Genomic DNA, 12,948 nt, shown 5'->3' with positions numbered 1-12,948 from the left:
TATGTTAAAAATCAAAGACTTAAATGTTGAGGTAAATGGGCAATCCATTTTGAAGGGCATTGATCTTGAGGTCAATGCGGGTGAAATTCATGCCATCATGGGACCTAATGGTTCAGGTAAAAGCACCCTGTCTAAAGTATTAGCTGGCCATCCTTCGTATCAAGTGACTGGTGGAGAAATAAATTATCTAGGGCAGGATTTGACCCCTTTATCTCCCGAAGAAAGAGCACGTGCTGGTATTTTTTTATCATTTCAATACCCAGTGGAGATACCTGGGGTCACCAATGTTAATTTTCTCAAAGCCTCGGTTAATGCAGTCCGTAAAGGTCAGGGAAAAAATACTCTTGATGCAATTGAGTTTCTCTCATTCATTCGCGAAAAATGTAAGTTACTCGAAATGGACGAAAGCTTTTTATATCGCAGCATTAATGAGGGATTTTCCGGAGGTGAGAAAAAACGGAATGAAATTTTACAAATGGCCGCTCTAGAGCCTAAACTGTCTATTCTCGACGAAACAGATTCGGGCTTGGATATTGATGCATTGCGTATTATTTCGCATGGTGTTAACGCCATGCGGTCGCCTGAGCGTTCGATTATTTTAGTAACGCATTATCAGCGCTTATTGGATTATATTGAGCCAGATTTCATCCATGTGCTGGTAAATGGTCGTATTATTATGTCAGGTGATAAATCATTAGCGCTTGAATTAGAGAAAAAAGGATACAGCTGGCTCGAGGAAACGGTGTAATGATATGAGTGAAATTTTGGATTTTTACCATCAACGAGCAAAAGCCAGTTTATCTACTTTGCCTTGGCTTGCCCAATTGCAAACTAAAGCATTGAGAGATTTGAATCGAAATGGCTTTCCAACACGTCATGATGAGGACTGGAAATATACCAGTGTTGATGCTCTATTGAGCCAGCCATTTATGCTTTCTGATAATGAAAGAACCCCTCAAGAGTCTGCGGTCACAGCACACGATGGAAAAATAAATTCTGATTTACCAGTAAATCAGAACATATCGATCCAAAATGGACTCATTTTGGGGATGGAACAAGTTATCAAAATGGTTCCTCAAGGAGTATTAGTCCTTCCTTTATCGGATGCATTAACGAAACATCCGGAACTACTTAAACCGTATCTAGGAACTATTCTAAAGCAAGAGCATGGTTTTCATTATTTAAATACGGCTATGATTCATTGCGGCCTATTGATTTACATTCCAGCCGGTGTGGTGATTGAAGAACCTATCACTCTAGCCCACATACAGACCCAAACGAATCAGGCAGTTTATTTGCGACATCTCATTATTGCTGAGGCAAACACGCAGGCTACAATCATTGAAGATTATCAAGGTTTGGCTAATTGTTGTTATCTGACGAATACAGTAACTGAAGTTGTAGTTGGTGCTAACGCCAAATTAACGCATTATACAATTCAAAGAGAGAGTAAATCTGCTTTTCATCTAGGTCATTTATCGGTAAGACAATTGGCAGGTAGTGAATTTGCCAACCACTCCTTAAGCCTAGGCGGACAATGGGTGCGGTCCGATATCAGTTTGTATTTGCAAGAAGAAAAAGCTCATTCTTTGATGAATGGAATTTATGCTCCTGCTGAAGGCCAGCATGTGGATCATCATACCACAGTGCACCACTTGGTTCCTAACTGCAGTAGTGAGCAGGATTATAAGGGAATTCTCACTGGACGTTCGCGTGCGGTATTTAATGGTAAGGTAGTGGTTGCTAAAAATGCCCAGCACACCGACGCCAAACAACAAAATAAAAATTTATTACTTTCCGCAAACGCAGAAGTTGATACGAAACCACAATTAGAAATTTTTGCTGATGATGTTTTGTGCTCTCATGGCGCAACAGTGGGACAATTGGATGAGGAGGCCTTATTTTATTTGGCGACTCGTGGAATTGACCGACTCGAAGCATCGCACTACTTAATTCATGCTTTTGCGAGTGATAATTTGCGCCTTATTCCCCATCGTCAATTGGCGGATTATATGGGACATTTATTAACACAACAGTTGGGGTAAGCTAATGGACGCTTTGGATATTCAGGCAATTCGGAGAGATTTCCCTACACTTCATCAAAAAGTAAATGATTCTGATTTAATTTATTTTGATAACGCCGCAACATCACAAAAGCCTAAAGCGGTGATTGAGGCTATTTCTCGTTATTATGAGCATGACAATTCGAATGTGCATCGCGGTGTACACACTTTAAGTGTTAGAGCCACTGAGTGCTATGAAGCAGCACGTTCCAAAGTGAAACGATTTATAAATGCAAACTCGCCCCGAGAATGTATTTACGTACGCGGAACAACTGAAGCAATTAATTTAGTAGCCCAAAGTTTAGTTGCTCCACGTATTTTACCTGATGAAGAAATATTAATCACCCACATGGAACATCATTCCAATATTGTTCCATGGCAAATGGTATGCAAAAAAACGGGTGCCAAGCTGCAAGTTGCACCTATTTCTCTAGATGGCGAGATTTTGTTGGAAGAGTTTGCTAAAAAATTAAATAAAAATACCAAATTTGTTGCTATCTCCCATGCTTCTAATGCTTTAGGTACTATTAATCCAGTTAAAGAAATGATTAAGATGGCCCATGATTTTGGTGCCGAAGTATTATTAGATGGAGCCCAAGCAGCCCCTCATTTTCCAGTAGACGTACAAGATTTAGGGTGTGATTTTTATGCGTTCTCCGGACATAAGCTCTATGGTCCTACGGGTATTGGTATTCTATGGGCCAAAGAAGAACTTTTAGAGGCGATGTCACCCTATCAAGGGGGGGGCGAAATGATTAATTACGTTACCTTTGACGCCACAGAATATGCGGCACCACCTTATAAATTTGAGGCAGGTACTCCTAATATTGCTGGAGCAATTGGCTTAGGCGCTGCAATCGATTATTTAGAGTCGTTAGATAAAGAAGCACTCTTTGCATATGAACAAGAACTACTCGAATATGCAACTGCTGGGGTTCGCTCTGTAAGTGGATTTAACCTCATTGGAACTGCCAAACAAAAAGTACCTGTGGTCGCTTTTGTACATGGAACCATTCACGCGCATGATATTGGCACTATTTTAGACAGTGAAGGAATTGCAATACGCAGTGGGCATCATTGTGCTATGCCCTTGATGGATTTTTATAATGTGGCTGCTACTTCACGTATTTCCTTGGCATTTTATAATACTAAAGAGGAAATTGATGTATGCATACAAGCATTACATCGAGTTAAAGAGGTATTTGCATGAGCGCTGAATTACGAGAACTTTATCAAGAAATCATTATCGATCACAACCGCAACCCGCGTCATCACTATGAAATGAAGGATGCGACAGTGCAGGCGAATGGTTTTAACCCTTTGTGCGGGGATAAGTTAACCGTTTATGTCAAAATCGAAGCGAATTTGATTACCGAATTGAGTTTTTTAGGATGTGGTTGTGCTATATCACAAGCCTCGGCCTCTTTGATGACTGACTCCATAAAAGGCAAAACCATAGAAGAAGCCCATGAGATGTTTCATCGTTTTCACCATATGCTGACGCAAAATGAGGAAAGTCAGTTACTGTATATGGATAAGTTGACAGTTCTTGCAGGAGTGAAAGCTTATCCGGCACGGGTAAAATGTGCTACTTTGGCTTGGCATACTCTTGAAGCAGCATTGAATAAAGACAATAACGTGGTGAAAACCGAGTAATGGTTTATTAAAAGCCGCAACCTAGGGTGCAGTTACCAAAAAAACGCAGGTACTTTATGTTTGGTTTTAAGAAAAAACAGGATCCGGAATTATTGAAAGAGGCTATTATTAATGCGCTTAGGGAGATCTATGATCCTGAAATTCCCGTCAATATTTATGATTTGGGTTTAATTTACGATATTTTGATCGATGATGAAGCCCATGTGGTTATACACATGACTTTAACTACCCCAGGTTGTCCTGTTGCCCAAACTTTTCCAGGAACAGTAGAACAAGCCGTCAATAAAGTTGAAGGGGTTCGCGATTGTTCGGTAGAGTTAGTTTGGGAGCCGCCTTGGTCTCAAGACAGAATGACTGAAGCAGCTCGACTGGAATTGGGAATATTTTACTAATGTGGCAACCTTCCGCACCGATCGAGCATTTGCGTCAACGGGCGAAATTATTAGCAAAGATACGCTCTTTTTTTACTGAGCGCGACTATTTGGAAGTTGAAACTCCAATTATGGCGCGTTATGGCACAACCGATGTGTACCTTAGCAACATAAAGGCCACTTTTCGTGGCAAATCCTACTGTTTACAAACCTCTCCTGAATATCATATGAAGCGATTGCTTGCTGCTGGTAGCGGCTCTATTTTCCAAATCGCCCGTGTCTTTCGTGATGATGAGCTGGGGCGATGGCATAATCCAGAGTTTACTTTGTTAGAGTGGTACCGACTGGGCATAGATCATCATGCCCTCATGGATGAGATGGATGATTTCCTGCATATAGTGATGCAATCTAAACCTCTAATCAGAAAAACGTATCAACAGGCTTTTCTTGAAGCATGTGATGTGGATCCATTCTCTGCTCCAATTACACAATTTAAGCAAATATTGAGACGTTATGAGTTGGATAATGTATTAGCTCCTCAAGAAGAAGATAGAGATCAATATTTATTTCTGCTGATGAGTCATATTGTAGAACCTTTTTTGAGTAAAGAAACTGCTCCCGTTGCGGTCTATAATTTTCCGGAATCACAAGCAGCTTTAGCAAAAATTAATCAGGGAGTAGCCGAACGTTTTGAAGTCTATTACCAAGGTGTTGAGTTAGCGAATGGCTTTCATGAGTTGACGGATGCTACCGCCCAGGAAAATCGTTTCACTCAAGACCAAATGCTAAGAAGGGAAAAGGGTTTTCCCTCTGTGGAGGCGGATCAATACCTATTGCAAGCTTTAAAACATGGCTTGCCTTCTTGCAGCGGAGTGGCCTTAGGTATTGACCGTTTATTGGCTTTAGCCTTAGCACAATTTGAGATTTCACAAATTATTTCTTTCGATTTTAACAGAGCATAAATTTCCATTTTCTTCCCTCAAAATCATTCATAATCAACCTACAATGAATCCAAAGATGGTCTAATATTAATCATATAGGGCTTTTTTGTAGTTTCCAATTATGATACGAGCTGAAGAGATTTTTAAACCTGATTTTAAAGGCAAACCAGATTTTAAAGGTCCAATAGTATTACACATGATCGATCAAAATGGTTATGGTGATGTATCTTTAGGAATTAAAATTGCTAAGTTTCTCTCCAAAAAATATCCAGATGCTCCAGTTTACGTTTTGGCAAGATCAGATTCAATAAAAAAAATAATCGAGATTGAGCCTGACTTTTTAGAGCAAGTCACTCATCCTAAAATTAAAACGGTTAACACACAAATGACGAGTCATTATGCACTCCGTGAGTTATGTGAGGGTGCGCAACTTGCCGTAGAAACAGCTATTTATGATGACTCATTGAACAAATATTATAAAAAAAATACCTGTCCCAAAATCTTTATTGGGGAATATGGACTTTATGAGAAAAAGGACTATAAGTCACCCATAATAAGTTTAAGTGGCAATGTGGGTGTAGGAGAAGATTATCCTGGTATTTTAATTGAATCTGATTTAAAAGAATTTTCACGTTTGAGTCCTGCAGCCAAATTAGAAGCTCGAGCAAAAATTCTTAACGGATTGGATCCCCTGTTGAAAAAACAAATGTTAGGGAGTGAGAGTGGAGATGCCTCAGTTTTTCTTAAAAAGAACAGTTTTGCTTTTTCCTATTATAACTTCCCCTATTCTTATAAAAGAGCAGCCACTGTATTTGCGGCAAGTACTGAGGAAGGAAAACACGCAAACTATTTTGTAAGTGCTTCCGATAAAAACGACAAGGATCAAGTGGTATTAGAGGCTTTAGAAGACAAAGATTTTCAAGATAAGTTAAAACAACTGGGATATAGCAAGCTTGTTTTTTATACTGAAGACTCAGATAAGCCACATAAAGAGATTATTTTAGATAAAACAAATGCTGAGGGTAGGGAGTTTAGAGTATTCCAAAGAAATCGCTTTACTCACGATACCACACTTGATTTGATGCGTTTGTCTGATGTCTGCGGAGTTGCAGGCGACCAATCACTTACAGAAGCATTTTCCCTTGGTGCTTACCCTGTTCCAGAGGAATGGCATTGTCAAATAAAAATAATAAATCAAATTGCAAATACCTATTATGCTAATAATGGGGTCATGTCACATATACATGGGAATACATGGGAAAGTAAAAGCTCACTTAACGAATGGGCCTATGCTGGTGAAATATTGCGTAAATTCCGTCCTACCGTAGATATTGTTCTTACCAAATTCCAAAATGAGGCAAATCTTTACAATGCACTGGACTATCGGCTTAATATGGAACTTGAAAAGCCAAAACAAGAAGAAATAGACAAATATAATAAAGCCTTTATTGAGGCACTTGAGGTGAATCAAAGGAGTCTAAAAACAGACAAGGATAAAGCTTTTCATATAGCTACAGAGATAGCGCGTTATTATGCTAAGTACGAACCCAGTCAACCCCTGACACTTGGTAAAATACTCGATACAATGAGTACGCATGTCGGTAAATCAATTTCCCATATTGATAAAATAGCTAATGTTGTTGTTCAACAAAAAGATTGTGACTTTATAAAAAGTGAGCGCAGTACTAGTTTTATAAAAAGGAATATTACCCACACCTCCTCACGAAATACAGAATTATTTTCCAAACTCCAATCGTTGCAACGACACCATTTTCCCTCCTCAATGGAAGGAAATACCCAAGATAAAAGCAATTCGTTTAAAGAAAAATTTTCTGAAGTGCGTCAATCGGAAGTTACAGAAGGCGATCTCGATTTGGCAGTAAAGTATTTAGCTGGATTAAGTATACAAACACTCAGTGAGGAGATAGGTTTTGGTCATACCCACAATTTTGGCAAATCCTTGCATGACGGATATCACTTGGTTGAAAAAATAACCCCTTACGAACCGGATAAGCCGGTAAATGAAAATAAAAAATTTACGTTTATTATTGAGACTAATTACCATTCGGATGAAAAATATCAAATTACGATTTCTAAAGAGCAATTGCGAGAATTTTCAGAGCGACAACAGATGAAAGAGGCGCAATCTGCATACAATTGCTGAGCATACCTTGGGATTCTGTAGGCGTGAGATCAGATGGTAGCTGCCTTCTCTACGTTCTCTTGAGCGTTGCTTCTGGGGCTCAGCTCTTTTCCTTCATAAATTCTCTACTTTCCTTGTTTCATCCCAAGCTTTGCATGACCCCACCTGGGGTTTAATTACAGCATATTGATTTGCTTTCGGCGAAGATAGAGTACACTTCATTGTCACCAATGATTAAATGATCAAGTAAGCGAGCATCAACTAATTCAAGGGCCTCTTTGATACGTTCGGTGACGACAATATCTTGATGACTTGCATCAGATAGACCTGATGGATGGTTGTGAGCAAGGATGATGGCGGCAGCATTATGTTGTAAGACACGTTCTATGATGGGTCTGGGATGAATCGTTGCGGTATTGATTGTGCCAGAAAAAAGTTCTTCATAAGCTATGATGCGATGTTGATTATCCAGAAAAAGAGCTGCAAAAGTTTCATTTTTATAATCGCGCATCCGCTTTTTTAAATAAGCATAGGTTTGTTTGCTGTTGGTGATTTGGGTGTCTTTTTGCAATTGAATGTAATCACTGCGACGGCACATTTCTTTGACTGCTTGTAATTGGGCATAGCGTACGTCTCCCAAACCATGTATCTGCTTGAAACTCTGTTTATCTGCATTAAGAATGGCGCGTAAATCCCCCAAATGCTTGAGGAGATCAAATGCTAATTGAACACAGGATTTTTTATTACTGCCCGAACTGATAAAAATTGCGAGTAACTCTGGGTCTGAAAGACTTTGTGCACCATGGGTAAGCAATTTTTCACGCAGATCTAACTGCCGTGTTGATTGGACGATCGTCATTTTTCTATTCCTTTATTGCGAAGTTTATGCTTTGATCGAGGCTATTCTTATCAAAAATGTTGAACCATGCAAGATTTTATTGGGAAAAAAGTACTTCTTGGGATTTGTGGTGGGGTCGCCGCATATAAATCAGCTTACCTGATTCGAGAGTTAACTCGAGCCGGTGCCGAGGTTAAAGTGGTGATGACCCAATCGGCCCAGGAATTTGTTAGTCCCTTACTCATGCAAGCTTTATCAGGAAATGAGGTACGTACGAATTTATTTGATGCCCAGGCAGAGCGGGCTATGGGACATATTGAATTGGCGCGTTGGGCCGATTATTTGGTAATTGCACCCGCTTCTGCCAATTGTCTTGCCAAAATAGCACAAGGTATCGCTGATGATTTGCTCTCTACTTTATATCTTGTAGCCGAAGTTCCCGTACTGGTTTGTCCCGCTATGAATCGCAGTATGTGGGCTCATCCCGCGACCCAAGCCAATTGTAAGCTATTACAGACACGCGGTGTTATTTTTGTGGGGCCTGAAGAAGGTTCTCAAGCGTGTGGTGAACAAGGTTTTGGGCGGGTAAGTGAAGTGGAACAAATCATGAGTGCTTTACGTTTACATGAGGTCCATCAGTTGTTAGCAGGAAAAAAAGTACTGGTAACTGCTGGACCCACCCGTGAATCCATAGATCCAGTGCGCTATATCAGCAATTACAGCTCTGGAAAAATGGGCTATGCGCTAGCAGAAGCTGCTGCAATGGCTGGAGCACAAGTTACTTTGATTAGTGGGCCAAGTTCTTTACAGGCATCGGCGACCATAAAGCGGATTCAAGTGGAGTCTGCACAGGAAATGCTGGATGCTGTAATGCGGGAAATGCCAGCAGATGGTATATATATAGGAACAGCTGCTGTTGCCGATTATCGGGTTGAGTCACCAGCTTCTGAGAAAATAAAGAAAAAAAATCAAGATGAAATGACACTAAAATTGATAAAGAATCCTGATATTTTAAGTCGTGTTGTGGATTCAGCTAAGGCGTCTTATGTAGTTGGATTTGCTGCGGAAACAACGGATGTTTTACATTATGCCACCGAAAAATTACAGCATAAAAAACTGGATATGATCGTGGCTAACGCAGTAGGCAAAGGACTTGGATTTGAAAGTGAGGTGAATCAAGTTTCTTTGATTACAAAAAGCAAACAAATCGAGCTGCCCTTAACCCATAAAACGCGATTGGCAGGACAAATCATTGCAATCATTGCTGCAACTCTGCAAAATGATGCGCATTAATGTTAATAGGAAAAATTATGACGCAAGCGATTCAATTAAAAATTCTTGATGCTCGAATAGGAGACACAATTCCGTTGCCTACTTATGCGACCGATGGTTCAGCCGGGCTCGATTTGCGTGTTTGTATGAATGAGCCGATTCAAATTGCACCGCAAGAGACTGTGCTGTTGCCAACCGGTCTGTCCATTTATATTGCTGATCCCAAATTAGCGGCTGTCATTTTACCCCGTTCGGGTTTAGGACATAAAAATGGTATCGTTTTGGGTAATTTAGTTGGACTGATTGATTCTGATTACCAAGGGGAACTTAAGATTTCGTGTTGGAACAGAGGAATGGAGCATTTCACTGTGAACCCTGGAGAGCGTATTGCGCAATTGGTTTTTATTCCAGTTGTACAAGCAGCTTTTGAATTAGTTGCTGAATTTACTGAAACCTCTAGAGGGGATGGTGGGTTTGGTAGTTCGGGGAGGCATTAAAATGAACTATCAGCAAAAGCAAGTTTCTCGCTCTGTATTTAGGGCTTATGATATTAGAGGCATAATTGGCCAGGAATTGGATGAAAATGCGTTCTACAGTATTGGATTGGCGTTAGCCTGTTATTTACGTGATTTACAACGTCAGCAAATTTTTTTGGCACGAGATGGTCGCCTTACCAGTTTGGCTATGTCTTCAGCTTTAAAACAAGGATTACTCGATAGCGGAATTGAAGTACTTGATTTAGGGGCCGTTCCTACCCCGGTGATGTATTTTGCTGTTCATACTCAAAGTATCGATTGTGGATTGATGGTAACCGGAAGTCACAATCCGGCGAATTACAATGGCATCAAAATGGTGTTGTTGGGTAAGACTTTAATGCAAGAAGATATTGATGTCTTGTATCGGATGGTTCATGAAGGAAAACGCATCACTGGCCAAGGTAAAGATGTCGCATTCGATATATTGCCTACTTACAAAGAACGGATTATAAGTGATATAAAAATTAAACGCCCTTTAAAAGTCGTAGTTGATTGCGGGAACGGTATCGCTGGTCCTGTTGTACCTCAAGTGCTTCGTGAATTAGGCTGTGAGGTGGTTGAGCTTTATTGCGATGTGGATGGGCACTTTCCTAATCATCATCCTGATCCCACTGTCGAGGCTAATTTAGCTGATCTGAAAGCTGCGGTAGCAATACATAAAGCAGATTTGGGTTTAGCTTTTGATGGCGATGCCGATCGAGTCGGGTTGGTCACGAACAAAGGGGAAATGATTTGGCCTGATCGTTTGATGATGCTTTATGCTCGGGAATTATTAACACGCCGTCCCGGAGCTACTATAGTGTTTGATGTGAAATGCTCCAGTCATTTAGAATCGGTAATCAAAGAGGCGGGCGGTGTAGCAAAAATGTGTCCTACTGGTCATTCCATTGTGAAGCACATCATGAAACAAGAAGGAGCCGCCTTGGCTGGGGAAATGAGTGGCCATTTGTTTTTTAAAGATCGTTGGTATGGATTTGATGATGCACTCTACAGTGCTTGTCGGTTGCTCGAAATTTTTAGTGCTTCGAATAAGACCGTAAGTGAACAATTTGAAGTAATTCCTAATAGTGTTAATACTCCGGAATTAAAAATTGCCATTGCGGATGATGAAAAATTCCAGTTTATGAAACGATTTAATGAAATGGCAGAATTTCCGCCTCAAGCACGTGTTATTGCCATTGATGGGTTACGTGTGGAATTTGATAAGGGTTGGGGGCTATTGCGTGCCTCGAATACCACCCCTTGTCTCGTTGCTCGTTTTGAAGCGGAAGATGAACATAATTTGGAACAAATTCAGGAGTTGTTCAAAAAACAGATGCATTTATTGGATGCCAAACTTGAGTTGCCATTCTAGTTATAAGGCTGACCTAGGTGAAGAGATATATCCCACCTAGGTTTCTTAAAGCCTCGTTCAAAATAAAGTATTAAGTTTTTATTGAAAAGTATTCCAAAAAAGAACACACTAAGTTCAATTCATGATGAATTTTATGAGAAATGGAGTTAAGCTTGGAACATTTAAAGTTACTTGATCCTTCCAACATATCTACAGCGAACACGAGTGAAAAAGACCTGTCCCTTGTCACGATTGGCCAGGGTTGTCGCTTGACCATTGCTTCTTCGCAAGCAGTGTCACATTATTCATCTGCGGTTGCTTTACCACCCCAGGCTACTGAAGTCATCGAAGCTTCATATCAATTTTTGAAAATTCATGTTGATTCGAGAATTCCCATTTATGGTGTTAATACAAATTTTGGGGATCAGGTTCGCTATATCGACGCCGCTATAAAAGATACTGAAGAACTGGATTACTATGAATCAATTAATGAGCGACAAGAAAACATTATTCGCTCTCTTTCTTGCGGCTTGGGAGCAATTGTCGCACCTCATATCGTTCGTGTGACGATGATGCTGCGCGCCCATTGTCTGGCGCAAGGCTATTCAGGGGTGCATCCCGCCCTGATTAACGCGTTGTTAGATTTTCTAAATGCGGGTATTACTCCTGTGGTTCGGTGTTATGGTTCTATTGGCGCCAGTGGTGATCTGATTCCTCTTTCCATGATTGCTGCAGCGCTTATTGGAGAACCCGTTGCGGTAATTTATCAAAATAAAGTAATGCGGGCACCGGAGGCAATTCAATTAGCTGGACTTAAGGCTTATAAACCTGTCATGCGCGATGGTCTTGCTCTCATTAATGGTACATCCTTTATGACTGCAATCGCGAGTTTGGCAGTTTATGACTTACATCGGTTATTCAAACAAATGTTAGCGGCAATTGCGATGACCTTAGAGTCTTTACTGGTAATAAGTAGTGCTTATCATCCAATGGTGCATCAACTGAAAAATCAAAAAGGCGAAACGGCCATTAATCAATTTTTTATTGACTTCTGGGAAGGAAGTCAGTTATTGACCGATTTAGATGAATTGCGCACAACCGATTATACCTATAAACCAGTGCAAGATTATTATTCTATTCGTTCGGTTCCTCAAGGATTTGGCCCATTTCAAGAAAACTTAGAACGTGCGATTCGATGGATAGAAAATGAAATGAACTCTGTTAATGATAATCCTGTCATTGATGTTGCTGCGAATAATATTCATCATAGTGCAAATTTTATGGGCTATTATATCACGGATGCGTGTGATATTTTAAAAATGAATATTGCCCAGGCTTCTACATGGATGCATGCACTCCTTGCAAACTTAGTTCATCCCCGCAAGAATCATAATTTACCAGTGAATTTAGTACCAAATCCAGAAACGCATAATGGCTTTCGTTCCATGCAGTTGTTGTCAGCAGCACTTGCAGTACAAAATCGTAAATTTGCCCAATCACATCAGTCATTTACTTTACCTACGGAGGGTGATAATCAGGATGTGAATAGTTTAGGAACTCATGCTGCTTTTGATTTTCAAGAATCAGTTGCTAATTTGGAACGTCTCACCGCAATTTTGTTTCTCGCTGCAACACAGGCACTTGAGTTACGGGGTATTGAAAAAGCAAGTAAAAAAGCTCAATCTATCTATCACACGGTTCGTCAGTATTCTCCAAGAATAGAACACTGTAGGCCGATGACAGAAGAAATAGAACTAATTATCAATTTACTAAGGGATAGTAAAATTTAAAGGAG

The 12,948-nt window shown here is 40.2% G+C and carries 12 protein-coding genes; 11 read left to right on the top strand and 1 reads right to left on the bottom strand.

What is annotated here, in order from left to right; translation table 11 throughout:
* The first annotated feature begins 1 nt into the window (after position 1).
* The 7 genes from sufC (at position 2) to ACWTE2_RS29810 (ending at position 7,195) form a co-directional block, all read left to right on the top strand.
* Complete coding sequence (sufC, locus tag ACWTE2_RS29840) at positions 2–748, top strand: Fe-S cluster assembly ATPase SufC (protein ID WP_454785608.1); 747 nt, start codon at positions 2–4, stop codon at positions 746–748.
* 4 nt (positions 749–752) lie between these two features.
* Positions 753–2,045: a Fe-S cluster assembly protein SufD gene (sufD, locus tag ACWTE2_RS29835; protein WP_454785607.1), complete on the top strand. Its 1,293-nt coding sequence runs from the start codon at positions 753–755 to the stop codon at positions 2,043–2,045.
* 4 nt (positions 2,046–2,049) lie between these two features.
* Positions 2,050–3,273 (top strand): cysteine desulfurase, encoded by a 1,224-nt coding sequence (locus ACWTE2_RS29830; protein WP_304599266.1) that lies wholly within the window; start codon positions 2,050–2,052, stop codon positions 3,271–3,273.
* Positions 3,270–3,719, top strand: a complete 450-nt coding sequence (gene sufU, locus ACWTE2_RS29825) for a Fe-S cluster assembly sulfur transfer protein SufU (RefSeq protein ID WP_454785606.1) — start codon at positions 3,270–3,272, stop codon at positions 3,717–3,719. The genes ACWTE2_RS29830 and sufU overlap by 4 nt, the downstream gene beginning before the upstream one ends.
* A gap of 56 nt (positions 3,720–3,775) precedes the next feature.
* Positions 3,776–4,111 (top strand): SUF system Fe-S cluster assembly protein, encoded by a 336-nt coding sequence (locus ACWTE2_RS29820; RefSeq protein ID WP_182392478.1) that lies wholly within the window; start codon positions 3,776–3,778, stop codon positions 4,109–4,111.
* The gene (epmA, locus tag ACWTE2_RS29815) at positions 4,111–5,052 is read left to right on the top strand and encodes an elongation factor P--(R)-beta-lysine ligase (protein WP_454785605.1); all 942 of its coding nucleotides are present in this window, start codon (positions 4,111–4,113) and stop codon (positions 5,050–5,052) included. The genes ACWTE2_RS29820 and epmA overlap by 1 nt, the downstream gene beginning before the upstream one ends.
* Positions 5,053–5,152: 100 nt before the next feature.
* Positions 5,153–7,195, top strand: a complete 2,043-nt coding sequence (locus ACWTE2_RS29810; RefSeq protein ID WP_454785604.1) for a hypothetical protein — start codon at positions 5,153–5,155, stop codon at positions 7,193–7,195.
* Positions 7,196–7,346: 151 nt separating this feature from the next.
* Here the strand turns inward: ACWTE2_RS29810 and radC are convergent, their stop codons facing one another.
* Positions 7,347–8,033, bottom strand: a complete 687-nt coding sequence (gene radC / locus ACWTE2_RS29805) for a RadC family protein (protein ID WP_182392481.1) — start codon at positions 8,031–8,033, stop codon at positions 7,347–7,349.
* Between the two features lie 66 nt (positions 8,034–8,099).
* On the opposite strand from radC, the gene coaBC reads away from it, so the two are divergent.
* The 4 genes from coaBC (at position 8,100) to ACWTE2_RS29785 (ending at position 12,943) form a co-directional block, all read left to right on the top strand.
* Positions 8,100–9,305, top strand: a complete 1,206-nt coding sequence (gene coaBC / locus ACWTE2_RS29800; RefSeq protein ID WP_454785603.1) for a bifunctional phosphopantothenoylcysteine decarboxylase/phosphopantothenate--cysteine ligase CoaBC — start codon at positions 8,100–8,102, stop codon at positions 9,303–9,305.
* Between the two features lie 17 nt (positions 9,306–9,322).
* Entirely contained in the window at positions 9,323–9,781 is a 459-nt protein-coding gene (dut, locus tag ACWTE2_RS29795; protein ID WP_454785602.1) for a dUTP diphosphatase, read from the top strand.
* Between the two features lies 1 nt (position 9,782).
* Entirely contained in the window at positions 9,783–11,174 is a 1,392-nt protein-coding gene (locus ACWTE2_RS29790) for a phosphomannomutase/phosphoglucomutase (RefSeq protein WP_454785601.1), read from the top strand.
* Between the two features lie 152 nt (positions 11,175–11,326).
* Positions 11,327–12,943, top strand: a complete 1,617-nt coding sequence (locus ACWTE2_RS29785; RefSeq protein ID WP_454785600.1) for an HAL/PAL/TAL family ammonia-lyase — start codon at positions 11,327–11,329, stop codon at positions 12,941–12,943.
* The last annotated feature ends 5 nt before the right edge of the window (positions 12,944–12,948 follow it).

The sequence above is a fragment of the Legionella nigrisilvae genome, from assembly GCF_977063395.2.
Note: the sequence above shows the minus strand (reverse complement) of the source record. Positions and strands in the feature narration are given on the sequence as shown.